This window comes from Ruegeria sp. AH7, from assembly GCF_056541325.1.
Window position 1 is genome coordinate 13,587 of the sequence record NZ_JBQFYF010000008.1, and the last position, 23,321, is coordinate 36,907.

General features: G+C 56.9%; 20 protein-coding genes. 11 read left to right on the plus strand and 9 right to left on the minus strand.

What is annotated here, in order from left to right; all coding sequences use genetic code 11:
- Positions 1–44 precede the first annotated feature (44 nt).
- The 8 genes from speB to ACR0JX_RS17410 form a co-directional block, all read right to left on the minus strand.
- Positions 45–887, minus strand: a complete 843-nt coding sequence (speB, locus tag ACR0JX_RS17375; RefSeq protein WP_480545040.1) for an agmatinase — start codon at positions 885–887, stop codon at positions 45–47.
- Positions 884–2,053 carry a carboxynorspermidine decarboxylase gene (gene nspC, locus ACR0JX_RS17380; RefSeq protein ID WP_480545041.1) on the minus strand — a complete coding sequence of 390 codons (1,170 nt, stop codon included), beginning with the start codon at positions 2,051–2,053 and terminating at the stop codon, positions 884–886. Before nspC ends, speB begins: the two co-directional genes overlap by 4 nt.
- Positions 2,054–2,136: 83 nt before the next feature.
- Positions 2,137–3,348 (minus strand): saccharopine dehydrogenase family protein, encoded by a 1,212-nt coding sequence (locus tag ACR0JX_RS17385; RefSeq protein ID WP_480545042.1) that lies wholly within the window; start codon positions 3,346–3,348, stop codon positions 2,137–2,139.
- Between the two features lie 14 nt (positions 3,349–3,362).
- Complete coding sequence (gene speA / locus ACR0JX_RS17390) at positions 3,363–5,252, minus strand: biosynthetic arginine decarboxylase (protein WP_480545043.1); 1,890 nt, start codon at positions 5,250–5,252, stop codon at positions 3,363–3,365.
- A 101-nt stretch (positions 5,253–5,353) separates the two neighbouring features.
- The gene (locus ACR0JX_RS17395; protein ID WP_480545044.1) at positions 5,354–6,439 is read right to left on the minus strand and encodes a DUF1513 domain-containing protein; all 1,086 of its coding nucleotides are present in this window, start codon (positions 6,437–6,439) and stop codon (positions 5,354–5,356) included.
- Positions 6,440–6,443: 4 nt separating this feature from the next.
- On the minus strand, positions 6,444–7,454 hold the full coding sequence (locus ACR0JX_RS17400; protein WP_480545045.1) for an imelysin family protein: 1,011 nt from the start codon (positions 7,452–7,454) through the stop codon (positions 6,444–6,446).
- A gap of 3 nt (positions 7,455–7,457) precedes the next feature.
- On the minus strand, positions 7,458–9,074 hold the full coding sequence (locus tag ACR0JX_RS17405; RefSeq protein WP_480545046.1) for a di-heme oxidoreductase family protein: 1,617 nt from the start codon (positions 9,072–9,074) through the stop codon (positions 7,458–7,460).
- Between the two features lie 199 nt (positions 9,075–9,273).
- On the minus strand, positions 9,274–10,545 hold the full coding sequence (locus ACR0JX_RS17410; RefSeq protein WP_480545047.1) for an imelysin family protein: 1,272 nt from the start codon (positions 10,543–10,545) through the stop codon (positions 9,274–9,276).
- A gap of 253 nt (positions 10,546–10,798) precedes the next feature.
- Here ACR0JX_RS17410 and ACR0JX_RS17415 point away from each other — a divergent pair, with 253 nt between their 5' ends.
- Positions 10,799–11,353 carry a ZrgA family zinc uptake protein gene (locus ACR0JX_RS17415; protein ID WP_480545048.1) on the plus strand — a complete coding sequence of 185 codons (555 nt, stop codon included), beginning with the start codon at positions 10,799–10,801 and terminating at the stop codon, positions 11,351–11,353.
- 195 nt (positions 11,354–11,548) lie between these two features.
- Positions 11,549–12,280 carry a hypothetical protein gene (locus ACR0JX_RS17420; protein ID WP_480545049.1) on the plus strand — a complete coding sequence of 244 codons (732 nt, stop codon included), beginning with the start codon at positions 11,549–11,551 and terminating at the stop codon, positions 12,278–12,280.
- A gap of 258 nt (positions 12,281–12,538) precedes the next feature.
- Here the strand turns inward: ACR0JX_RS17420 and ACR0JX_RS17425 are convergent, their stop codons facing one another.
- Positions 12,539–13,192: a GntR family transcriptional regulator gene (locus ACR0JX_RS17425; RefSeq protein ID WP_480545050.1), complete on the minus strand. Its 654-nt coding sequence runs from the start codon at positions 13,190–13,192 to the stop codon at positions 12,539–12,541.
- Between ACR0JX_RS17425 and ACR0JX_RS17430 the strand changes: the two genes are divergently transcribed.
- The 9 genes from ACR0JX_RS17430 (at position 13,191) to ACR0JX_RS17470 (ending at position 23,238) form a co-directional block, all read left to right on the plus strand.
- Complete coding sequence (locus ACR0JX_RS17430) at positions 13,191–14,492, plus strand: Gfo/Idh/MocA family protein (RefSeq protein ID WP_480545051.1); 1,302 nt, start codon at positions 13,191–13,193, stop codon at positions 14,490–14,492. The genes ACR0JX_RS17425 and ACR0JX_RS17430 overlap by 2 nt on opposite strands.
- 88 nt (positions 14,493–14,580) lie before the next feature.
- Complete coding sequence (gene dctP, locus ACR0JX_RS17435) at positions 14,581–15,591, plus strand: TRAP transporter substrate-binding protein DctP (RefSeq protein WP_170787610.1); 1,011 nt, start codon at positions 14,581–14,583, stop codon at positions 15,589–15,591.
- A 30-nt stretch (positions 15,592–15,621) separates the two neighbouring features.
- The gene (locus tag ACR0JX_RS17440; protein WP_480545052.1) at positions 15,622–16,197 is read left to right on the plus strand and encodes a TRAP transporter small permease; all 576 of its coding nucleotides are present in this window, start codon (positions 15,622–15,624) and stop codon (positions 16,195–16,197) included.
- Positions 16,194–17,489 (plus strand): TRAP transporter large permease, encoded by a 1,296-nt coding sequence (locus ACR0JX_RS17445; protein WP_480545053.1) that lies wholly within the window; start codon positions 16,194–16,196, stop codon positions 17,487–17,489. The genes ACR0JX_RS17440 and ACR0JX_RS17445 overlap by 4 nt, the downstream gene beginning before the upstream one ends.
- Entirely contained in the window at positions 17,489–19,381 is a 1,893-nt protein-coding gene (locus tag ACR0JX_RS17450; protein WP_480545054.1) for a bifunctional sugar phosphate isomerase/epimerase/4-hydroxyphenylpyruvate dioxygenase family protein, read from the plus strand. The genes ACR0JX_RS17445 and ACR0JX_RS17450 overlap by 1 nt, the downstream gene beginning before the upstream one ends.
- Positions 19,378–20,214: a citryl-CoA lyase gene (locus ACR0JX_RS17455; protein WP_480545055.1), complete on the plus strand. Its 837-nt coding sequence runs from the start codon at positions 19,378–19,380 to the stop codon at positions 20,212–20,214. The genes ACR0JX_RS17450 and ACR0JX_RS17455 overlap by 4 nt, the downstream gene beginning before the upstream one ends.
- A complete protein-coding gene (locus ACR0JX_RS17460) occupies positions 20,204–21,391 on the plus strand; it encodes a Gfo/Idh/MocA family protein (RefSeq protein WP_480545056.1) in 1,188 nt (395 codons plus the stop codon). Before ACR0JX_RS17455 ends, ACR0JX_RS17460 begins: the two co-directional genes overlap by 11 nt.
- Entirely contained in the window at positions 21,381–22,055 is a 675-nt protein-coding gene (locus tag ACR0JX_RS17465; protein WP_480545057.1) for a hypothetical protein, read from the plus strand. Before ACR0JX_RS17460 ends, ACR0JX_RS17465 begins: the two co-directional genes overlap by 11 nt.
- A complete protein-coding gene (locus ACR0JX_RS17470; RefSeq protein ID WP_480545058.1) occupies positions 22,048–23,238 on the plus strand; it encodes a Gfo/Idh/MocA family protein in 1,191 nt (396 codons plus the stop codon). The genes ACR0JX_RS17465 and ACR0JX_RS17470 overlap by 8 nt, the downstream gene beginning before the upstream one ends.
- Positions 23,239–23,321 lie beyond the last annotated feature (83 nt).

Sequence of the window (23,321 nt, forward strand, 5' to 3'; positions counted from 1 at the left end):
GGTCGTTTTTCACGTGGGTCCAGGCTCGGCGGAGCGTTCGAAATCTAGCAGGATGCCATCATGCGATAGACGATCTGTGCGGCAGTGAATTCCCATGCAGCGTTGCCATCCGGTGCCAGTTCGACTACGTCAAAGCCAACGCACTTACGGCCTTTTAGCGCGTGTTCAACAAGGTGCAGTGCCTGGTAATAGCCCAAACCGCCCGGTACGGGTGTTCCTGTGGCAGGCATTTGTGAGGGGTCCAGACCGTCCACGTCAAAGCTAACATAGACCAGTTCGGGGAAGTCCTCGGGCAGGTCGACAGCGTGGATATTGCCGGTGACCAGTTCCTCGGCGTCGACGTGGAAGACGTGGTTTTTAAGACGGCTTTTGACCTCCTCGGTGGAAAAGGCACGCACGCCGAACTGCGCCAGCCGCACGCCTTCTTCGGCCAGCAGATGCATGACCGAGGCGTGGGAGTGTTTCTCGCCCTGATACGCATTGCGCAAGTCGGCATGTGCGTCGATCTGGACGATCCCGACGGGTTGGTTCAGCGCCCGCGCCACACCCATCACCGCGCCGTAGCTGAGCGAGTGCTCTCCGCCCAGCGTCACCGGCACTTTGCCCGCGCGAATGGCGGCTTCGGTCCGTTGGGCGAGGCGTTCCATCACCTCGGGCAATGGGCCGTTACAATTCAGCGGGGTTTCGGTAAAGATACCTTCGACGCAGGGTTCGGCATGGCCGGTGATGCGTTCCAGCTCATTGCTTGCTTCGATGATCGCGTCAGGGCCTTTGGCCGTGCCTGAACCGTAGGAAACGGTGCGCTCCAGCGGCACCGGGATCACGCGGAAACGGGCATCTTCCGAACGCTCAGCGGCGGTCAGTTCACTGTCGAGGAAAATGCTCATGAGAGGCGGTCCTTAAAGTCGTCATAACCAAACTGTCTGATGATCTTCAGTTCGTCCGTTTCGCTGTTCCATAGGGCGATGGTTGGCAGAGGTACGCCGTTGAAGGTGTTGGTCTTGACCATCGAGTAATGTGCCTGATCGAGGAAGGCAAAGCGTTGCCCGATCTCCAGCGGCTGATCCCATGTGTAGTCGCCGATCACATCGCCCGCGAGGCATGAGGGCCCGCCCAGACGGTAGGTGTGGCCCGCCTCGGCCTCGTCCATCAAGGCGGGGCGATAGGGGGCCTCGATCACGTCGGGCATGTGGCATGTGGCCGAGATATCGGTGATGGCGAGGGTCATGCCATTGGTGGGTAGGTCAAGGATTTCACCGACCAGAATGCCCGCGTCCAGCGCGACAGCCTCGCCGGGTTCGAGGTAGATGGCGACATCGTATTTCGCGCGGATGGATTTGATGAATTCCACCAGCCCGTCACGGTCGTAGTCGTCACGAGTAATATGGTGTCCGCCGCCGAAATTCAGCCATTTGAGCTGGCCGAGGAAGGGTTTGAGTTTCGGCTCAACGGCAGCCCATGTGCGCTGCAGCGGTTCGAAGCCCTGTTCGCAGAGCGTGTGCATGTGCAGACCGTCCACGCCGATCAGAGTGTCTTCGAACAGTTGGCTGACGGGTGTCCCGAGGCGTGAACAGGGCGCGCAGGGGTCGTATTTGGGAATCTCGCCTTCGGAATGTTCCGGGTTGATGCGCAGGCCGATCTGCACATTGGCCGCTTGGGCTTTGGCGAGGAACCGGTCTTTTTGAGCGGGTGAGTTGAAGATGATGTGGTCGGAGAGCAACAGGATTTCATCGATATCCGCATCCTTGTAGCCGGCGCAGAAGGTTGCGACTTCGCCGCCGTATTCTTCGCGGCCTAGACGGGCCTCAAAGATGCCAGAGGCGCAGGTGCCGCCGAGGTGCTGGCGCACCAGAGGGGCCAGCGAGAACATCGAAAACGCCTTGAGCGCGCTGAGGACATGCGCGCCGGACCGGTTGCCGATCTCGGAGAGGATGGTCAGGTTCCGCTCGACCGCTTTTTCGTCGACCACGAAGCAGGGTGTGGGGACGCGGCTGAGGTCGAAATTGCGGAAGGCACCGGCGTCTCCGGCCTGGGTAGTCATCATGTCGGACATGTCCGGCGTCTCCGATTGTTAGAGAGGCCGGGGGCGCTGCCCCCGGACCCCCAGGATACTTATAGCCAGATGAAGTTCTGGATCTAGAATTCTACGGGGCCGTCGAGTTCGTGGACCTGCCATGGAAGGCCGTGGGTGTTTAGCATGTCCATGAAGTCATCGGGGTCGAGCTGTTCCATGTTCCAGACTCCCGGCTCTGTCCAATTGCCTTTCAGAACCTGTGCTGCGCCGATCATGGCGGGGACGCCCGTGGTGTAGCTGACGGCCTGGGAGCCGACCTCAGCATAGCATTCTTCGTGGTCGCAGATGTTGTAGATGTAGAAGGTCTTCTCGCCCGAGCCGTCCTTGGCCTGACCCGTGGCGATGTCACCAATGCAGGCTTTGCCCCTTGTTTCCGCGCCCAGATCGCCGGGATCGGGCAGCAGGGTTTTCAGGAACTGGATCGGGATGATTTCCTTGCCGTCATGCATCACCGGGTCGATGCGGGTCATGCCGACATTTTCCAGCACCTTGGCGTGGGTGATATAGGCGTCGCCGAAGGTCATCCAGAAGCGGGCCCGCTCGATCTCGGGGAAGTGGGTGCTGAGCGATTCCAACTCCTCGTGATACATCAGGTACATATTCTTGGGGCCGATGGCGGGAAAATCGAATTCGACCTTGTGGGTCATGGCGGGGGAGTGTTTCCATTCGCCATTTTCCCAGTGGCGCACTTCGGCCAGCACTTCGCGCAGGTTGATTTCCGGGTTGAAGTTGGTGGCGAATTCCTGATCGTTCGAGCCGCCATTGGCGTCCAGCACGTCGATCTGGCGGATGGTGTCGAGCTTGTGTTTCTTGAGCCATGTGGCAAAGACGGAGGTCACGCCCGGATCGAAGCCCGAGCCGAGGATGGCGGTCAGGCCAGCCTCTTTGAACCGTTCCTGATAGGCCCATTGCCAGTGGTATTCGAACTTGGCCTCATCCTCGGGCTCATAATTCGCGGTGTCGAGGTAGTGGATACCGGCCTCAAGGCACGCATCCATCAGCACCAGATCCTGATAGGGCAGGGCAAGGTTCACGAGGATTTCCGCCCCGGTTTCCTTGATCAGCTTGACCGTGTCCGCGACCTTGTAGGCGTCCAATTCGGCGGTTTTGATCTCCACGCCGACGCGGTCCTTGACGGCTGCGGCAATGGCGTCGCATTTCGATTTCGTGCGGCTGGCCAGAGTGATTTCGGTGAAGATGTCCGAATTCATCGCCATCTTATGTACGGCTGCGTGGGATACGCCGCCCGCGCCGACAACCAGTGTTTTGCCCATGGTCTGTCTCCTTCTTATTCGTAATAGGTGTAGCCGTTGATCGAGTCGCGATAGGCGCCCATCAGGGTTTTGCGGTCCTTGGCTTGCAGAGTACCGGTCGAGATCGCCTCGTCCACCATTTTGCGGAAGGCGGCGACGCAGTCTTGGGGGTCGAATTCAACGTAAGACAGGACCTGGCTGATTGTGTCGCCCTCTTGTTCATGGAGCAGGTCGAAGCCGCCATCTGCCCGCAGGTCGATGGTGACGACATTGGTATCACCGAAGAGGTTGTGCAGATCGCCGAGCGTTTCCTGATAGGCACCTACAAAGAAGACGCCCATGAAGTACTCGCCCTGATCTGGTAGCGAATGCACCGGCAGGCTGGGTGAGACACCGTCGGCCAGAATGAACTGGTCGATCTTGCCGTCGCTGTCGCAGGTGATGTCGGACAGAACGGCGCGGCGGTCGGGCATTTGGTTCAACCCTTGCAGCGGCACGATCGGGTGCAGTTGGTCGATGGCCCAGACATCGGGTAGGGATTGGAAAAGCGAGAAGTTGCAGTGGTAGATATCGGCCACTTTCTCAAGCTGATCATCCACATCCGTGTCCAGTTCATCGCTGGCGGCCAGTGCCTTGAGGCGGGCCATCAGCGACAGGTAGATGCGTTCGGCGCGGGCCATTTGGCGCAGGTCAACATAGCCGCGTCGGAAGAGGGCGCGCAATTCGTTGCGATAGAATGTGGCGTCGTTCCAGCATTCCTGCAGGCGATCTTTGCTGAGGTAACCGTGTACCGTAGCGAGGTCCGAGACCATGTGGTGGTCGTCTGGTTCTACTTCGGGGCCATCCGGTGCATCGTAGAGCGTGGTTTCCAGCACATTGAACACGAGCATCGAAGACGTCGCAACGACTGCACGCCCGCTTTCAGTCACCAATGTCGGGTGGGCAATCTCGGCCTCATCCATGGCATAAGCGACGGTTTCGACCACGTTGCTGCAATACTCCTCAACCGTGTAGTTGATCGAGTTTTCTGCGGCCTTCTTTTCGCCGGTATAATCCACGCCCATACCGCCGCCGAGGTCCAGATGGGTCAGCGGAACGCCCTCGCGGGTGAGTTCGGTATAATAACGACAGGCCTCACCCACGGCGCGGCGGACATCGTTGACGTCCTGCACTTGGCTGCCCAGATGCGAGTGCTGCAGCCTGAGACAATGCAACAGTCCCGCCTCGCGCAACTTGTCCACCGTTGCCACAAGCTGGTCGGTATTCATACCAAAGGCCGAGCGGTCGCCCGAGCTTTCCTCCCACTTCCCACTAATCTGGTTGGTCAGTTTCACCCGAACGCCGATCAGGGGTTCGATGCCCAACTCGTTGTAGACATCGATCACCGTGTCGGCCTCTTTCGAGCTTTCCAGAACGATGACGGTGTTGAACCCGATTTTACGTGACAGGATCGCCAGTTGGATGAACTCGGCATCTTTGACGCCATTGCAGACAATCAACGCCTCAGACGCCAGCCGGTGCGCCAAAGCCACCACCAGTTCGGGCTTGGACCCGGCCTCGAGCCCGTAATTGTACTTCTTGCCGAACTCGACGATCCGGTCGACCACCTGCGCCTGTTGGTTCACCTTGATCGGAAACACGCCACGATAGGGGCCTTTGTAGCCTACCCGCGCGATGGCTTCAGCGAAGCTTTCATTCAGATGCGCGATCTCATGTTCCAGATAGGACGTCACGCGCAGCAGCATCGGCGCTTTGATACCCCGGTCATCCAAATCGCTGAGGATACCGGGCAGGCTGATCGCCGCCGTGTCCGGAGACATCGGATTGCGCAGACCGACCTCGCCCTGCTCCGTCACCTCGATGAGGCCTTTGCCCCATTTCTCAACCCCGTAGATGGAATGCGGTGCGTCGGGCGTCTGTTTCAATCAGGTCGATCCTTAACATAAGCGTGCCAGTTTCGCGCCCGCCAATACGGCAGCAGTTTGATTCTTCCAAGTGTAAACTATGTGAAGGGGATTGCCGAATTTCACGCGAAGGTACGGATCGGGATCAGATGGTTGTCCCATTGGCAATCCGAACGCGTCAGAACCTTTGGTTCTGCTTGATTTAATGCGCCAAATAGCCCGGATCCAGTTGTGAAGATCAACCCATCGAGGCCCGCGCCAAGCCCGCAAACGTCTTGCAGTGCTGAGGCGTCTGTGAATGTGGCGGTCTGCACGTCGAATCGGTGCAGTGCATTGCCACGCGGGCAGGTGATGGCGATCGTTGCGCCATCGGTCGAGAAGGCAACGCTGCCTGCATAACCCTGTAGATGGCGTTGGTTTGCAGCCGGGGCGGACAGCAAGACCGGGTCTTGGCCCATTCGGTGCAGACCCAGAAGTGGCGGATGCTCGGTCCGGCTGCCTTGCCACTGCATAGCAAATCCGACCAGCCCATCGCCGCGTACGGCCAGATGCCGGATCGAATTCTTGTGCAATGCGCTGGGCAACTCCATCTGCTCTACCAGCCCGCCCGTTAGGGTCACATAGCTGAGGTTCGGGCGCATCACTGGCAGATTCAGCTTGGTGCGACCGGTCTCGGGGCGGGTTTCAATGCCGCCATTGGCAATCACGAGGGTCTGCCCATCTGGCATCAAGCGTATGTCGTGAGGGCCAATGCCACCTGATGAGAACTCGCCGAGTCGTTCGAAGGTTTTTGTATCCCAGACACTGATGCGGCCTTCTCCGGTTTCGAAGTTGTTTTCGGTTGCGAAGAACTTGGAACCATCTGCTGAGAACGTGCCATGCCCATAGAAATGATGGCCTTCAGGCGCCTGAAGCCGGATCCGTTCTGTACCACCGGCGCAATCGATCACGATAGCAAAGGTTCCGGGACGGCGCGCGAAGGCCACGGCCAGCGGTTCCGTCGGATGGGCGGCGGCGGCGTGACCGCGGGCAGGTAGGGGCACGTCGAACAGGATATCGCCTTCGGCGCTCAGACCCGCCAATCGGAATGACCCATCCGGGAACAGCCCTGCCGCCAGATAGTCTGGTGCACCTGCCGCGGCCCATCCACGGATCGGGGCGATGCTGGCGGCGGCGAGACCGGCGAGGAAATGCCTGCGACTGGTCAAGGACTTAGTCTCCGTCCAATGAGTTGAAGCCGGCGCTGATGCCCAGCGTCGGGCCAAGCTCAGTCGCTGCAATCTGGCGAATATCATTGATCGACTGTTGCAGCGCTTCGATCCGAAAGCGGCCTTGAGGGTCCGCAACACCGGCCAGCGCCGGGTGGTCGATAGACCGAGCACTTTCGATCGCGCGGTTAAAAGCTGTTTCCAGATCGGCGGCGATTTCCGGGTGTTCGGCAGACAGGCGCGCCGCAAGATCGCGCGTGGAGACAAGTGAAAGCTCAACATGGCGCAAGGATCGTTCGGAACGGCGCGCCTCGGCCCGTTTGGGGCGCGGTCGGTCATATGTACCCAGCGGACGGCCCAAGCGTGTCTCGGATGTGAACTGCAGCCCGCTCGACAATGCCTTGAACAATTCCTGCAAGGCCTCATCTTGCGTGCGATAGAGGCCATCTGCTTCTGGTTGCGTCAGTTCAGGCGCATAGGTTTGCCAGTCGGCCACCATAGCATCGGCATTTGCATCAATATCAGCGCTGATCGCCTGGATCAGAGTGCATCGATATGCAGCGCTGCCTTGCTGGGCAAACTCAAGGTCATATAGCATCCGTTCCAGTGCAAAGAACCCGCGCCCGGCGATCGAGGTTTCGGCATAGGCATCAGGTGAGGCGACGGCGCTATCTTCGAATGCAATGTGTTTTGATAGGGCCTTGGGCGTAAAGCCCTTGGTGTCCGGCCAGAAAGCCATCGCAAAGGCGCGATCATCGGTTTCGGTAGGCCCAAATCGTAGGTGGCTGGCCGATATCCACGCGTCGAATGCGGTGCCGTAAGCGGCCCGAAGGTCTTGCGATTCTGGGGCACAATCCTGCTGCGCGGTCGCATTCAGAGCTTCTGTTGCTTCGGCAAGCATAGTGAAGCGTGGCAGGATGTGGTTTTCGGTCACGTCGATCAGCGTGGGCGTGTGGTTCTGCGCCGCTGCGGACAACGGAAAAACCAAGGCTGCGATCAGGGCGAGTTTATGCATGTGTCACAGGCTCTCCAAAAAACGGATAAGGGCATCCCGGTCGGATTTGGGCATAGAAACGACCTGGTCTCGGGCCCCCTGCGCTTCGCCGCCATGCCAAAGGATGGCCTCTAGCAAATTGCGCGCGCGGCCATCGTGAAGGAATTCTGTATGGCCCGAGACACGCTTGGTCAGGCCAATACCCCACAACGGGGGCGTCCGCCACTCGCGGCCTGTTGCGCGCGCTTCGGGGCGATTGTCGGCCAGACCTTCGCCCATGTCATGCAGCAGGAGGTCGGTGTAAGGCCAGATCAGCTGAAAGCTGTGTTCTTCGCGGTCTTCCAGACGGTGGGTCACATGGGACGGCGAGTGGCACGAAACGCATCCCGAGCTATGAAACACTTCTTTTCCGCGCAATACCTCTGGGTCATCTACATCACGACGACCGGGTACGCCTAGGTTACGGCTGTAGAAAGCCACTAGATCCATCCCAACCTGATCAATCTCGAAACCTCTGTGGTCATCATCGCCATGGGGGGCTTGCACGCAATCGATCTGCGTATCGGTGCAATCCCCAAAAGGCGTAGGGAACAGAGGGCTGGCGATGCCAATATCGCCCGCAAAGGCCGCTGCAGATTGTTCCATGACGGTTGGCATCCCGGCCTTATGGCCAAACCGTCCCATCATCGGCGCGTCATATTCCGCAGACCAAACGATGTTCGGGCGGCCTGATATCCCATCCCCATCCGTGTCGTCCGGATCGGCCTTGGCCAGCAGGTCGGCGACCGGGATCGCCTCCAGCAATCCTAGGCCGATCATCTGCGGCGCCACGCGAGGGCTAAGCATGGCATCCGGGTGCAAAGGGCCATAGCCCAGATCGGCGGCTTGGTAGGTTGGGCTGCGCAGTGACGCAGTTTCGCCCTCTGAGAGGGTGATGGGAACCTCTTCATATGTGATATCCAGCCGGTATTCTGCCGGATGTCCCGCCATTGCGAAGTCCTGCATCTGACCGCCATAGGTAGGCTCAGGCAAGGTGGCGATGTAGTCCGCGATCTCGGCATAGCCGTCTTCCGCCGCGCCGGGGATGGAAACCCGCAGAAACATCGAAATCGCGGTGTCATCCGGCCCGTTCGGTGTATGCCCGCGCCCGTCCTTGATATGACAGCGCTGGCAAGAGCGTGCGTTGTAGAGCGGCCCCAAACCATCCGAGGCGAGCGTCGAGGATGGTGATGAAACCCAGATTTTCCTGAACAACCCGTTTCCGACTTTGAAGTCCAGCTCCTGTTCAAAGCTCAGATTGCGCGAAGGCTGGGAAAATGCGTCGGCATCATTGCGCACACGGACGGTCGCCGCCCCTCCGGGCAGGTCTTCAAAGCGTTGCGGAGCGAAAAAGTCCAGCGGTGGCGCAGTAACTTTGGAAATGCGATCCTGTTCTTCGGCGGTGCGAGGAATGACGTTCAGGTGCAGATCTTGCAGCTGGTTTGGCACTGCGGGGGTGGCGACAAGTGTGCAGAACGTCAGCACGATAACGGTGTACGCCTTTGCCCAATTCTGCGGTATTGAGCTATGCATAGATGGCTGTGCTGTGCCGCTCAGGCAGATCAGCTGGCGTTTCCAAAGCATCGATGTGACTTTCTTCATCAGCGATCAATTGTTTGATCAGCACCTTACAGATGGGTTCGATTGCGTTCGTCCGCCAATTGCATATCCGTCTATAAGGTTCTTGTGGTGATCTCATTTGGTCGCAGCGTAGGGTTCGAGATCAAGATCAACGACTTGGCACGTAGCAGTGCCAACTTGACCAGAGACGCCTCCTTGCGTCTCTGGTCCCAGGGTTAGCTCATTGGAACACTGCATCCGGGTTATCCAGGCTGTCCGAACCTTCGAATTCGATATTCTCCAACTCAAGCGCGGTAACGATACGTTCGATCGTTTTGGTCTGGTCTATCAGGCCGTTCACACCCCCCATGATCAATGCTTCGCCACCGGCATTGCCGCGTTCCAACATCTGGTCATAGGCGAACCCGGCTTCGGCGGTGGATTTCATCACGCCCAGGGCAAGCATGGTATTCGCCAGTTTGGCTTTCATCTCGGTATCCAGCGCAGGGTCGGTTGCGATGACCAGATCGGACAATGACGCACCATTGACCGGGGTGCCATCAATCCGGGTGTAGCTGCCCAGATAGACGTTCTGGATGCCAACGCCGTTGTAGTAGTGGTCGTTATGTGTGTTGTCGGCAAAACAGGAATGCTCTTCTTCCGGGTCGTTCAGCATTACGCCAAGACGCATCCGCTCACCTGCGGTTTCGCCATAAGACAGCGACCCCATGCCTGTCAGGATCGCACTGATACCCGCGTCTTCGTTCTGGGTCAGTGCAGCACGGGCTTCACCATCTTCGGCCCATTGTGCAGTTATCCATTCCAGATCGCTAACCAACAAGTCTGTTGCGGCGCTCAGATACTGGGCACGACGGTCGCAGTTTCCGTTGGTACATTCGTCCGCTTGTGCAAAGTCAGTCCAAGGGCGGTTGCCAGCGCCGCCGCCGTGGCCGTTCAGGTCCTGACCCCACAGCAAGAATTCGACCGCATGGTAGCCGGTTGCTACATTGGCTTCGATGCCATCAGCTTCGTGCAGGGTTTCTGCCAGCAGTTTAGGGGTGATTTCAGAGGCGTCAATCGCATTGCCAGACAGCTCAAAGCTGGGGTTGGCGATGACGTTCAGAGCGGCAAACTCATTCTCATCACTCGGGCCACCGTAGGACGCGTCAACATAGTCGATCAGACCTTCATCCAACGGCCAGGCGTTCACCTTGCCCTCCCAGTCATCGACGATGGCATTGCCGAAACGGTAAACCTCGCTTTGCTGATAAGGTACGCGCGCGGCAAGCCAGGCGGCACGGGCCGCATTCAGGGTGGCATCCGATGGCTCTGCGATCAGAGCGTTCACGGCCGCTTGCAGTGACTTGGCAGCGATCAGGCTATCGTCATACTTGGCTTCAGCAATATTCGCGTAGGTGTTCAGGACATCTGCTTTTGCAGGCGCATCGGCGGCCGATGCGGTGGTTGCGGCGCAGAAGGCTAGGGCGCTGGCAGCGGCAATAGACTTGGACATGTGGTTTGATCTTTCCTGTCAATAAAGGGCGGTGCGGGCTGAGTGGCCACACTGTTTTTTACACCCAAAAAGTTGAGTGAATGAGTCGGAAATGTCAACCTGAGTTTTATTGTCGGATATACGCTCACGTATGGGCAAACTGCCGCACATCCCCATATCTGGCGATACTTGCCGTAGCGACCTGCGTTGCGCACCTTGCGATTCGGGCTAAACTCGGCGTTGTGATTCTATTTTTGGTGGTACGTGGTTGATGATGCGCCTGTTTCTTTTCTTGTCTTTGTTGTCGACGGGCGTGATGGCCCATGCAACACAGCAAGACTACCAGCACAAACATGGCACTGGGCAGTTGAGCATGGTGTTCTCAGGGGCGGAATTCTCACTGTCACTAACCGTGCCCAGCGCGGATATTGTCGGGTTTGAAAGCCAAGCAGAGACAGATGAGGATCGCGCTAAGGTTGCGGTCGCGATTTCGGATTTATCTAAGCCATTGGAGTTATTTGTCCTTGCCGAAGATGCGGGCTGTTTTACCGCATCGGCCAATGTGGCGCTGACATCAGAGGGGATCGTTGATCAAACGCAGGTTGTTGAATCCAGCAATGAGCCGGATGAAGATGCCGAACATTCTGAGTTTCGAGCTGATTATGTAATCCAATGTCAGGACATCGCAGCGCTGACGACCATCGAGTTTGCCTATTTCAGCCGCTTTGAACGTGCTCAAAGCCTTGAGATCAGCATTGCCCTGCCCGATAGCTCGCATGAGTTTGAGGTAACGCGCGCGACTCCATTGATCGATTTGACCGGTCTTTAGAAACATTAATGGATATATGCTGGCCATTGTTCGCAATTGGTTATCGCTTGGGGTCTTTATCAGTCGCTCACAAATAAGTTTTTGCCCGGTAGAGTTTGGCTTTTCAGACCGTCGCGCGGTGTAGACTAGGGTTCTGACATGAAGGTGGTTATTCATCAGGGTTTTCACAAAACGGGAACCAGAACCTTTCAATCGATGCTTTTCAGAAACCGGGAGCTTCTGAAAAAACGCGTTAACATCCTTCTGCCGCGCGATCTGAAAGAGGCCGGGTTTTCGGCGCGTAGATACGCCGTTCTATCGCAAGACCGAGTACTCCAGGGCTTTCGCACGAAGCTGCGTGCGGCGCTTGAACCCTTTGTAGATCAGGAAGACAAACCCCTGCTGATCAGTAGCGAAGAATTCGCAGGCATGATCCCGGGGCGGAAGAATGTCTGGTCATACACAAAAACACATGTACTTGCTCAGGTTCTCTTGGAAGAAGTGCAGCTGTTCGCCGGCGGCAAAGCCCGCGTGACCTTTTTCTACACAACCAGAAACCCGTCTGACTGGATCAAAAGTGTTTATTGGCAAAACATTCAATCCAACAGAATTCTGGAGCACCTTTCAGACTATACCCAACAGCTCAAACCTGCGTCCGATCTGGATGCAGTTGTGAGCAGGGTTGAACAGACGGTTTCTGCGCAAGCGCATGTCTTACGGATCAATGTCTCAGACACTGACGACCGATTCCTGGCACTTACAAAGGTGCTGTCCGTAATAAATGTGCGGTCGGATGATCTGATTCCTGTCAAGAATGCGAATGTCCAACCCTCTGGGGCTGCTGCGTATTTCCTTGAGCTCAACCGGTCAGGTTTAGGCGATGAAGAGGTTCAGATCGAAAAACGGGCTTATCTGGATAGTTTGAAGGTACACAAGGTACGTAGATAGCAGTATAATCGCGCAACCGCGTAGGGATCTTTACTTCATCGATCGACCCTGTTGGGGAACTGGTAGCGGAGGTCCGTCTTGGACACAAACCCCACACATTAACACTCTGTAAAATATGGGTGCCGTGACCTTCAAGGGGTAAGCCGAAAGGTCAATTGTCGTAGCGGTGCCCTGACTGGCGAATTCGATCAAAAGAAATTGGCCTTCACCGGGGTGCTCTGCGTTGAAGGCTGTCGCTATTGCGGCAAGGGGAACGTCTTACATAGCCTCCAAGGTATGCTGGAGGCCATTTCGAATGTGATCTTCCAACAGCCTCTTCGCCGTGTCGGCGTCTCTGGCCAGCGCGGCATCGAACATGCCCTTGTGCTCCTTGACCGCTTCTTCACCTCGATAAGTCAACACGAGCATCTGATACCGCAGGTACTTGTCGTATATGATCGAGTGCAGAGACAGAAGGTTTTTGGAGTTGCAGGCCGCGATCATTGCTTGATGAAACTCCCAATCATATCGTTTCCAGGTTTCTTTCTCGGACTCATCGCCCTTGAGAAGCTGCTGTTCCATCAGGTGCAGTTTGTGGTGTGCGGCAACAAGGTTGCCTTCCCAGTCTGTGTCGCCGTTCGCAATGGACAACTCCAACGCGTGGCATTCCAACAGAACGCGCAGCTCTGATATCTCGGTTAGGTCATCTCGTGAAACCGGCGTGACCAGGAAACCTCGTTGCTCGGGAGCTTCGACAAATCCGTCACTAGCGAGCCTGTTCAGCGTTTCACGAAGTGTCGAAAGGCTTGCTGAGTAGCGTTCCTTCAAGGCGTCCAGCTTCAGTTTGGAGCCGGGCTGCAGTTCCCCGAAGATGATGTCCCGCTTGATGCGCTGATAGGTGCTTGCACCTATCGTAGACGGCTGTTTCACCATGCGTTTCACCCGATATTATCAGTTTCCTCGTTCAATTAGCATTTTTCAGAGACATCAGCAATCCAAACCGATGTATGGTAAAAATAAAAATATCATACATTATTGCGGAATCGCGAAAAGCCCAATACGGTCGTGGCCAAGTTGGGTAAAGCAGCTCGATCACAATCTTCGGTTTCGGGATTTTCCGGACCCTCCGGAAGGAAGCAAAGTGTCTAAGAATTTTCGCATTGCCATTGTGGGCATTGGTCTTGTTGGACGCCGCCACGCAGACGCTATCCGAGCGTTGCGCTATGTTGATCTCGTCGCGGTGGTCGATCCCAGCGACGAAGGTCGTGCCTACGCCGTTGAGCACGCGATCGCGTGTTACGAGACGTTGGAGGAAATGTTTGCAAATCAGACGCCGGACGGAGCTGTTCTGGCGACCCCTACCACTCTTCATGTTGAACAAGGCCTCACGTGTGTTCGACATGGTTGTCCCGTTCTTGTCGAAAAGCCGATCGCCGTCGAAGCCACCGCTGCACTTGAGCTTATTCAAGCAGCGGAGAAGGCGAATGTGCCTCTGATGGTTGGGCATCATCGTCGGCACAATCCCCTGATTCGGTCAGCTAAGGAAGCCATTGTCGATGGGAGGATTGGAGATGTGCGCGCTGTCCATGCGAATTGTTGGTTCTATAAGCCAGACGAATATTTTGATGCTGCGCCCTGGAGAAAGAAACCCGGTGCAGGGCCCATCTCGGTCAATCTTGTCCATGATGTGGATCTTCTTCGGTATCTGGCCGGAGAGGTCGTGACCGTGCAGGCTCAGTCGGCTGCATCGCAACGCGGGTACGACAACGAGGATGTTGCTGGCGCGTTGCTGACATTCGAAGGCGGAGCCATTGGTACCATAAGCGTGTCCGACAGCATCGTCGCGCCATGGAGTTGGGAGATGACGTCTCAGGAATATCCAATCTATCCACCAACCACCGAAAGCAGCTACATGATCGGCGGTTCTCATGGGTCGCTATCCGTCCCTGACCTTCGGCTCTGGAGCTATCGGGATGAGCAAAGAGACTGGTGGACTCCCATCTCGTCCACAGCGCTCAAGAAGGGCGCTTCTGATCCTTTGGTCAATCAGCTTAGGCACTTTGTTGAAGTAGCTCGGCACGAAGCCGAGCCGATTGTGTCTGGATGGGAAGGTTTCAGAACGCTTCAAGTCATTGAGGCCATTCAGAATTCTTGCAGAACCGGTGGAACGATCAGGATAGATAGGTTTCAGCAGACACCGATCGCTAATGTACCAGCTGTACAAAATATCTGATATTTTGTAAAAAATCTTGCAAAATGTCCAAAATAGGTCAAAACTCAGAATCGGAAAAAAGCATCATGATGTCTCAGGGAGGAGCAAAGTGATTACCAAACTTACCCGCCGGGCTGCTGTATCAGCCCTGGTTGCAACCGGTGTTCTGTTCAGCGCAACAAGTGGTGCGCTTGCAGACGACAAAGTGCAACTTCGCCTCGCAACGTCGGGGTCGGAAACCGATCAGCGCTCGGTCGCCATGGCCGAGGTTTTCGCACCCATGGTCGCTGATTTCGCAAGCTATGAGCCTAGCTACAACGGAACCATCTTCGCCCAAGGAACCGAATTGGACGCCATCAGCCGGGGCAACCTGGAAATGTCGATCACCTCGGCGCAGGAGCTGGCACAGTTCTTCCCCGAGTTTTCGATATTTACCGCAGGCTATGTCCACCAGGACGCCGCGCATCAGGTGGCTGTCTTCAACGATCCCTTGATGGATGCCTTCAAGCAAAAGGCCGAAGAAGAGTTGGGCGTCAAACTGCTGTCGGTCATGTATCTGGGCCGTCGTCAGGTGAACCTGCGCCAGCCCAAGGATGAACTGACCGTCAGCACTCCGGCTGATCTGGAGGGTGTGAACCTGCGGATGCCGGGCACAGATGCGTGGCAGTTCCTTGGCAAAGCGCTGGGTGCCGCCCCGACACCAATGGCGTTCTCAGAGGTTTACACAGCTCTGTCGACCGGCGCCGTAGATGGTCAGGACAACCCGCTGCCGACCGTGGTGGATGCCAAGTTCTACGAAGTGACCAATCAGATCATCCTAACATCGCACTTGGTCGACTTGAACTATATCGCAATCGGCAAAGAGGTTTGGGACGGGCTAACACCGGAACAGCAGGCCAAGGTTCAGGAAGCTGCGGATGCTGCAGCTGAATCCGGCCGCCAGAAGCAGCTTCAGAAAGAAGAGGACCTTGTCAGCTTCCTGAAAGAGCAGGGGATGGAGATCTACGAACCCGATCTCGCAGCGTTCCGTGATCAGGTACAGTCCATGTATCTGGACAGCGAGTTTGCAGGTTCATGGCCCGAAGGCGTTCTGGATCAGATCAACGCTCTGGGCAACTGAGCCCAGTAAGACAAGGGAGGGAGAACCATAATGAAAGCCTTTATCAAAGGGTTCTCCCGACTGACCGAGGCGATTGCCGGCGGGATGCTGGCGGCAATCTTCCTGATCTTCCTTCTACAAATTCTTCTGCGGTACTTCTTTACCCCCGCTGGATGGACGCTTGAACTGATCGGCATTTTGTGGGTCTGGGTGATCTTTTTTAGCTGCGCCTTCATCGTGCGCGAGCGGGATCACGTGAAGTTTGACATCATTTACCTGTCGGTACCCCGACGTGTCCGTCAGGTCTTTGCGATGCTCGCAGCCGCCGCCATCGTCATTGGGATGCTCTACAGTTTCCTGCCGACGTGGGATTACATCGATTGGATGAAAATCCGCAAGACCGCGACCGTGCGAAACCCCTTCTCGGGCGAGAAGGTACCGCTGCGCACGGTGTTTTCGATCTACGCGGTGTTCATGCTGGTCGTAGCCGCGCGCTATGGATGGCTGTTCTTTGACATCATGCGCAACGGCCCACCTAAAACTGAACTTGAAATGGTCGTGGGATTTAACGTGGTCTACGAACATCCCCGCGTTGACGTGGAAGACGACGGGGACGCAAGCAAATGAGTTTTGAACTTCTTTCCTGCCTGCTGGCCCTTTTTGTTCTGGCAGGTATCGGGACCCCTATCGGCTATTCCATCCTTTTGGCGTCACTGATGTATCTGGGTGTCGCTGGTCTGGACGTCGCGCTGGCGGGCGAAAAAATCCTGCAAGGCTTCTACAAAAGCACGATCCTGCTTGCCGTGCCGTTGTTCATCGTCGCCGCCAATATCATGAACGCGGGGTCGATCACGGACCGTCTGCTGAACTTCTGCGTCGCTGCGGTCGGTCGTTTCAAGGGCGGCCTCGGGCACGTCAACGTAGTTGCGTCGTTGATTTTCTCCGGCATGTCCGGCTCTGCCGTCGCGGATGCTGCCGGGATCGGCAAGATCATCATTGAGATGATGACCAAGGATGGTCGTTACAGCCGGGGCTATGCAGCCGCAATCACAGCGGCGTCGGCGACGATTGGCCCGATCATTCCGCCCTCGATCCCGATGGTCCTTTATGCGCTGGTGTCGAAAGCCTCTATCGGGTCGCTGTTCCTGGCAGGGATTCTGCCCGGCCTGATCATGGGCGTCGTCCTCATGGCGATGAACTACTATCTGGCCGGAAAGCGGAACTTTGCACTGGAAGAACCTGTTCCGTTGCGCGAGTTGCCCGCAAAAACCGCCAATGCGTTCCCGGCGCTGCTGATGCCCGCGATCCTGCTGTACGGCATATATGGCGGCGTCACCACGCCGACCGAGGCCGCCGCAGTTGCTGCCTTCTACGCCCTGCTGCTGGCAGCGTTGTTCTATCGCGCGCTGACCTTCCGGGGGCTATATCAGGTGTTCGTCGACAGCGCACGGTCTTCCGCCGCTGTGGGCGTGGTCATTGGTGGTGCGTTCATCCTGAACTTCATCGTCATTCAGGAACAAATTCCACAGTCGATCTCAGCCCTGCTGGAGGGTTCCGATGTCAGCCCGATTGTGTTTCTGATCCTCGTCAACCTGCTGATCCTTGCGCTGGGATGCGTGCTGGACGCAACAACGATCATTCTGGTGATCGTGCCCCTGTTCATTCCAACCTGCGAAGCGCTCGGGATTGATCTGGTGCATTTCGGAGTGCTGGTTGTCGTGAACTCGATGATCGGTCTGATCACGCCGCCCTATGGCATTCTACTCTTTGTGATCAACGCCGTGACGGACATTCCGCTGCGCGAAATCATCTCCGAAATCTGGGCATTCCTCGCGGTTCTCATCTTCGCCTTGGTGATCATGATGCTGATGCCGGATCTGGTCCTGTGGTTGCCGCGTATGTTTGGATATCAGGGATAATGTGCCTGTCGGTTTCGACAACGTCGATCCCCGGTGATCTGGCTGAAAAGCTGAGTGCTATCGCTGACGCGGGATTCGGTGGCGTCGAATTGCACGAACCGGATTTGACCGCTTTTGACGGGCCGCCATCGCAAATTCGGAAAATTGCATCAGATCTCGGCCTGAAGATTTGCCTGTTACAACCCTTCCATAACCTTGAAGGTCAGGCCGGCGCCGGACGGGAGCGCGCCTTTGATCGGCTTAAGCGCAAACTCGATCTGATGAGCGAGTTGGGTACGGATCTGCTGCTAATTGGGTCCGCATTCGAGGTCGATGCCGCTGCGACCGGAGAACAGGTAATCGCAGATCTTGGCGAGGCGGCCCAAATCGCTAAAGAAATGGGGATGCGTCTGGCCTATATGGGCTTGCCATGGTCGGATCTTATTCACTCGGATGAACAGGCGTTAGGCGTCGTTGATGCTGTCGACAGCCCTCATCTGGGGTTGGCTTTGAATTCTTTCTTCTCGCTTGCCGACGGGTCCAAACCCGCCCGCCTTCGGGATATTCCCGGAGGGCGGCTGTTCCATGTGCAACTGTCCGATGCACCCCGACTTGAGATGGACATACGTCGGCTCAAACGGCACTTTGGGCTTCTGCCGGGGCTTGGGTCGCTGAACCTTGCGGGCTTTGTGCGGGTGTTGTCCCGCGCTGGGTACAAGGGGCCTTGGTCTATTGCGCGTGTCAATGAAGCAGCTCCTCAACCCGGTGGCCGGACACTGGCCCGAGACAGCTACAGGTCGCTGCTGTACCTCCTGGATGAGGTATCCCGGACCGAGCCGGGAACTGATTTTGGCATCCCGGACCTGCCGGAACGGGTCTATGCGTCAGGCTTTGAATTTGTCGAATTTACTTCTGATGAAGTAAGCGGTGCGCAGCTGGCCGATATGCTCTCGGCCATGTGTTTTCGCATGGAACGAAAGCACGTAACCAAGTCTGTCGAGCTGTGGCGGCAGGGTGCCATAAACATCGTCGTGAATACCGAAAAGGAAGGCTTTGCCCACTCGGCGTTTCTGGGCCACGGCCCTTCGGTTTGTGATATGGGATTGCGTGTCAAGGATGCGGATCAAACGGTTCAACGCGCGACTGCACTGGGCGCGCCGAATTTCTCACAGCCGGTGGGCACCGGCGAGCTGGACATTCCCGCAATCCGAGGTGTCGGTGGTAGTGTTGTCCATTTCATCGATGAGAAATCCGATCTACACCGTGTCTGGGACATCGAGTTCGAGCCGGTTGCGAAAACCAAAGCCACCCAACCTGCCGGTCTGCGTCGTATCGACCATCTGGCCCAGACGATGCGTCATGATGAGATGCAAAGCTGGCTACTCTACTACATTTCGACTTTCGAGATGGCAAAATCCCCTATCGTGAACGTCGCCGACCCGTCTGGTGTCGTGCAAAGCCAGGCTATCGAAAGTCCCGAAGGCGAAGTGCGCTTAAACCTGAATGGGGCAGTTGGGCGTCGAACACTGGCGGCGTCATTCCTTGAAGATGGCTTTGGAGCCGGTGTTCAGCACATTGCCTTCCAGTCGGATGATATTTTTGAAACCTCAGCCCAGTTGCTCAAGTCCGGCTTTCCCAGCCTGTCCATCCCTGAAAACTACTACGCTGATCTGCAAGCGGCTTTTGGATTGGATGACGATTTGGTTGCCCAACTGCGCGGAGGCAACATTCTCTACGATCGGGCAGCGGGTTCCGAGTATTTTCAGATATACAGCTGCCCCATCTTCAACGGCTTCTTCTTCGAAATTGTTGAGCGGCGCTTGGGGTATGCCGGTTATGGCGCGCGTAACGCGCCCATTCGCCTTGCTGCGCAAAGCAAAACCCAGACGCTCAAAGAGGTGCAGACTCAATGACCGTGCTGGATGAAAACATGACAATGGATGAGCGGGCTGTTCGCCAATGGTGGCGCACCTCGATCATCGACATGAAACCCGGACAGATCGCTTTTCGCGGCAACGCCATAGAGGATCTGATCGGGAGCGTATCTTTCCCGCAGATGATCTGGCTGATGGTGCGGGGTGATCTGCCCAGCGACGCGCAGGCGCGCCTGTTCGAGGCTGCTTTGGTCGCAGGCGTGGATCACGGCCCGCAGGCTCCCTCGATCGCGGCGGCGCGAATGGCTGCGACCTGCGGGGTAGGTCTCAATAATGCGATGGCAACTGCGGTGAACATGCTGGGCGACGTGCACGGCGGGGCAGGCGAGCAGTGTGCAGAGCTGTACTATGATATCGCAGTCCGCATGGATGCGGGAGTTTCGCTGAATGATGCTGTTCGGGATGGCTTGGACGGCTGGCGCGAGACCTACGGCAAGATCGTATCGGGCTTTGGTCACAGGTTTCACAAGCCCGTCGACCCACGCGCACCCCGGTTGATGCAACTTGTTCGTGATGCGGCGGCAGAAGGCACTGTATCGGGTCGCTTTGCTAATATAGGAGAAGAGGTTCAGGCCGAACTCGGTCGCCAACGCGGCGGTCGGCCCATTGCCATGAATATTGATGGCGCGACAGCTGTGATCTTCTGCGAACTTGGCTTTCCTGCGCCCTTGTCGCGCGGGTTGTTCTGCCTGTCCCGTTCGGTCGGAATACTCGCCCACGCCTGGGAACAGATGAACCAGGGTGGCCGCAACAAAGGGCCGATGCCCCCGGATTACTTACCCCTCTACGAAGACAGGAATGATGACAGGTGAGACATCGAAATCCTTCCGGGTCGGCCTTATCGGCTGTGGTCGTATCAGCGATATTTATCTAAAAACACTATCCAAATTCTCAAACGTTGAGGTCGTGGCTTGCGCAAGCCTTGATCCTTCGGAAAGCCGCACCAAAGCAGATCAATACGGTATCGCCAAGTCCTGTGCGCCAGATGAGGTGTTCAATGATCCGACGATCGACTGCGTTTTGAATCTGACGATTCCGGCGGCGCATGCGGAAATCAGTTTGCGCGCGTTGGAGGCGGGCAAGCACGTCTATTCCGAGAAGCCGCTGGTTATGAACCGAACGGATGGAAGGGCGATCCTGCACATGGCCTCGGAAAAGGGGCTGCTGGTCGGCTGCGCACCCGACACGTTTCTGGGCGGTCGCTGGCAGACCGTTCGGCGCTTGATCGATGAAGGTGCCATTGGCATACCGACCGGGGTTTTTGCCCATGTCGGAACCCACGGCACCGAACGACATCATCCCAATCCGGATTTCTACTATCAAGCCGGTGGCGGGCCCTTGCTGGACCTTGGGCCATACTACCTGACGGCGATGGTCTGTTGCCTTGGCCCCGTTGACTGCGTCGCCGGAATGGCGCGACGCACGTTCGACAAAAGAATGATCGAAAATGGCCCGCGCAACGGTGAATGGATGGATGTCGAGGTCGACACGCACTCCCTAAGCTTGCTTCAGTTCTCATCCGGAGCCATAGGGTCGATGACCATGAGCTTCGACGTCTGGGACAGCGAAACGCCTCGGTTCGAGATCTACGGTGAAAACGGCACCATCAGCATTCCTGATGCTGACCCGGTTCATGGTGCCAATATCTTTCAAGGGGATGTCTGGCTGAAAACGCGGGACACCTCGCGCTGGTCTCATCAACCTCGTCCAACCGGTCGCGAAGACTGGCAGGTGGTCGAAAACAAACATGGGTTCAATGAGGATAGCCGCGGGCTTGGCCTTTTGGATCTGGCTCTGGCGGTACAAGAAGGACGCCAACCCCGTGCAAGTGGAGCGCTTGCCTACCACGTTTTCGAGGTCATGGACGCGATAGAACGGGCACCGAAATTTGGCGCCTATCAGACGATAGAAAGCCATTGCTCAGCACCGGAGCCTTTGCCGGTCGATTTCCTGAATGATGAGAGGAAGGAGTTGGCGAATGCCGATTGAGACACTCGACTTTGCCCAGCCATTCTTTCGCGTCCATCATATCACCGATGAAGACAGAATACCTGTCGAGGGTCGTGCAATTGTTTTGAACCTTGGGGGACGAGACCTTTCAGTCGTGGATCAGACCGTTGCACCGCTTTCGTCTGTGATCGTGCAAGACAGCGCGCTTAACGGCGTGGAACGTGCCGTCATTGTCCACGGATTCGACGCCCATGCCGATGAGAATGAGTTGTTCGCATGGGTGAAAGATACATGGCCATCTGCTTTTGATGTTCGCCAAGAGGAGCGTTTGCGCGGTGTCAGCCACTACATGTCGCCGAAGGTCTTCGTGGGTAACGTTGGTCTGACCATGTACCACTCGGGCTCGGTTCCGCTGAATGTCGGTTTGCACAAGGATCATCCGTTCTGCCCGGTTCCCGGCTTTCGCGAAGTGCACACGCAAATCGTTGGCTTCGGTAAAATGCAGCAATGCCGAGAGCGGGATGTTGAGACGCTTTACCTCGAAGAATTCATGGCCCCCGGCACGACCCACAAGCCGATGTATGACGACGAAGGCAACTATCCCTGGCATCAATACGAGACGATTACCCCCAGCATCTTCATGGCGGTGGAAATGCTGCCGGAAGGCGTACGGGTCCCGGAAATGGAGGTTCAGAATGGCTGAGAGACTTTTACCCGAAGACCTGAACTTTGACGGCCCATTCCCCCGGTTGTCTCGCCGTTTGCGGCTGGGCGTTGTTGGCGGTGGACGGATTTCTGTCATGCAAGCGATGGCAGCGCGGATGAGCGACCGATGGGACGTCGCCGCAGGCGCGCTCAGTTCAGATGCCGAGCGCAGCAAGGCGCGCGGGGCCGAGTGGTTCCTGCCAGCAGACAGGTGCTATGCGTCGTTCGAGGAGATGGCACAGGCCGAGGCGGCACGCCCGGATGGCGTAGATGCCGTCATGATCACTACCCCGAACCACGTTCATTTTGAAGCTTCCAAAGCGTTTCTGGAGGCAGGCATTGATGTACTGTGCGACAAGCCCCTGACCAACGAAGTTGCCGAGGCCGAGGGGCTTGAGGAGGTCGCCGCGCGCACGGGACAGGTCTTTGCCGTCGGATATGCGATGTCGTGTTTTCCGGTGATCCGGCAAGCCAAGCAAATCGTGGCGGAAGGCGGTATTGGCAAGATCAACCAGATCCATGTTGAGTTCATGCAAGACTGGATGACGCCCGATGATGTGGCCGATGCGCCCCATGTGAAATGGCGGCTGGACCCCAAGATTTCAGGTCCAACCAGTTGTGTCGGCGATATCGGAACCCATGCCGCGCATCTCGCCAGTTTTGTCTCGGGTCTGCCCATGACCGACCTGCGGGCCGAGTTCCATGTTTGCGGCGCGCCCAAGCCCTTGGAAGACACTGTGTTCATGTTCACCCGCTATCAAAACGAGGTTCCGGGAACCCTGATGGCGACGCGTCTTGCCCCCGGAAATCGGGGTGGATTGCGGTTGCGGGTCTTCGGCAGCGAAGGCGGTCTGGAGTGGGATCTGGAGAATGCGGAACGGCTGAAGTTCAATCGGTTCGGTGAGCCGGACCGTGTGATCAGTCGAGGTCACGGGCACGGCATCGGCCCCGGTGCGGAACGTCTGATCCGTACCGCACGCGGCTTTCCCGAAGGGATTATCGAAGCCTGGGCCAATCTCTATACGGAATTTGCCATGGCCGTCGCGGCGCGTCGGGATGGCGTTACCGTTCCGGCCGATTGGCTCTCTTATCCCAGTGTCGATCAAGGCGCAGACGGTGTTCGATTCATTGATGCCTCTGTGCGCTCTCACCAGTCCGGAGGGGACTGGGTCGCCATCTAAAGCCCCGCCAACACAAAGGTTAAACACGCCCGGGCTATTGCTCGGGCGTTTTCATTTCCTGCCCAGCAATAAAAGTTGATATT

What these genes read in the sequence shown, in the direction of transcription:
- ACR0JX_RS17440 (WP_480545052.1), top strand. Translation starts at nt 15,622, where the DNA reads ATGAAAGCCTTTATCAAAGGGTTCTCCCGACTGACCGAGGCGATTGCC.
- ACR0JX_RS17445 (WP_480545053.1), top strand. Translation starts at nt 16,194, where the DNA reads ATGAGTTTTGAACTTCTTTCCTGCCTGCTGGCCCTTTTTGTTCTGGCA.
- ACR0JX_RS17450 (WP_480545054.1), top strand. Translation starts at nt 17,489, where the DNA reads ATGTGCCTGTCGGTTTCGACAACGTCGATCCCCGGTGATCTGGCTGAA.
- ACR0JX_RS17455 (WP_480545055.1), top strand. Translation starts at nt 19,378, where the DNA reads ATGACCGTGCTGGATGAAAACATGACAATGGATGAGCGGGCTGTTCGC.
- ACR0JX_RS17385 (WP_480545042.1), bottom strand. Translation starts at nt 3,348, where the DNA reads ATGGGCAAAACACTGGTTGTCGGCGCGGGCGGCGTATCCCACGCAGCC.
- ACR0JX_RS17415 (WP_480545048.1), top strand. Translation starts at nt 10,799, where the DNA reads ATGCGCCTGTTTCTTTTCTTGTCTTTGTTGTCGACGGGCGTGATGGCC.
- ACR0JX_RS17465 (WP_480545057.1), top strand. Translation starts at nt 21,381, where the DNA reads ATGCCGATTGAGACACTCGACTTTGCCCAGCCATTCTTTCGCGTCCAT.
- ACR0JX_RS17425 (WP_480545050.1), bottom strand. Translation starts at nt 13,192, where the DNA reads ATGGTGAAACAGCCGTCTACGATAGGTGCAAGCACCTATCAGCGCATC.
- speB (WP_480545040.1), bottom strand. Translation starts at nt 887, where the DNA reads ATGAGCATTTTCCTCGACAGTGAACTGACCGCCGCTGAGCGTTCGGAA.
- ACR0JX_RS17420 (WP_480545049.1), top strand. Translation starts at nt 11,549, where the DNA reads ATGCTTTTCAGAAACCGGGAGCTTCTGAAAAAACGCGTTAACATCCTT.
- ACR0JX_RS17405 (WP_480545046.1), bottom strand. Translation starts at nt 9,074, where the DNA reads ATGAAGAAAGTCACATCGATGCTTTGGAAACGCCAGCTGATCTGCCTG.
- ACR0JX_RS17400 (WP_480545045.1), bottom strand. Translation starts at nt 7,454, where the DNA reads ATGCATAAACTCGCCCTGATCGCAGCCTTGGTTTTTCCGTTGTCCGCA.
- ACR0JX_RS17430 (WP_480545051.1), top strand. Translation starts at nt 13,191, where the DNA reads ATGCGTTTCACCCGATATTATCAGTTTCCTCGTTCAATTAGCATTTTT.
- ACR0JX_RS17470 (WP_480545058.1), top strand. Translation starts at nt 22,048, where the DNA reads ATGGCTGAGAGACTTTTACCCGAAGACCTGAACTTTGACGGCCCATTC.
- ACR0JX_RS17410 (WP_480545047.1), bottom strand. Translation starts at nt 10,545, where the DNA reads ATGTCCAAGTCTATTGCCGCTGCCAGCGCCCTAGCCTTCTGCGCCGCA.
- ACR0JX_RS17460 (WP_480545056.1), top strand. Translation starts at nt 20,204, where the DNA reads ATGACAGGTGAGACATCGAAATCCTTCCGGGTCGGCCTTATCGGCTGT.
- nspC (WP_480545041.1), bottom strand. Translation starts at nt 2,053, where the DNA reads ATGTCCGACATGATGACTACCCAGGCCGGAGACGCCGGTGCCTTCCGC.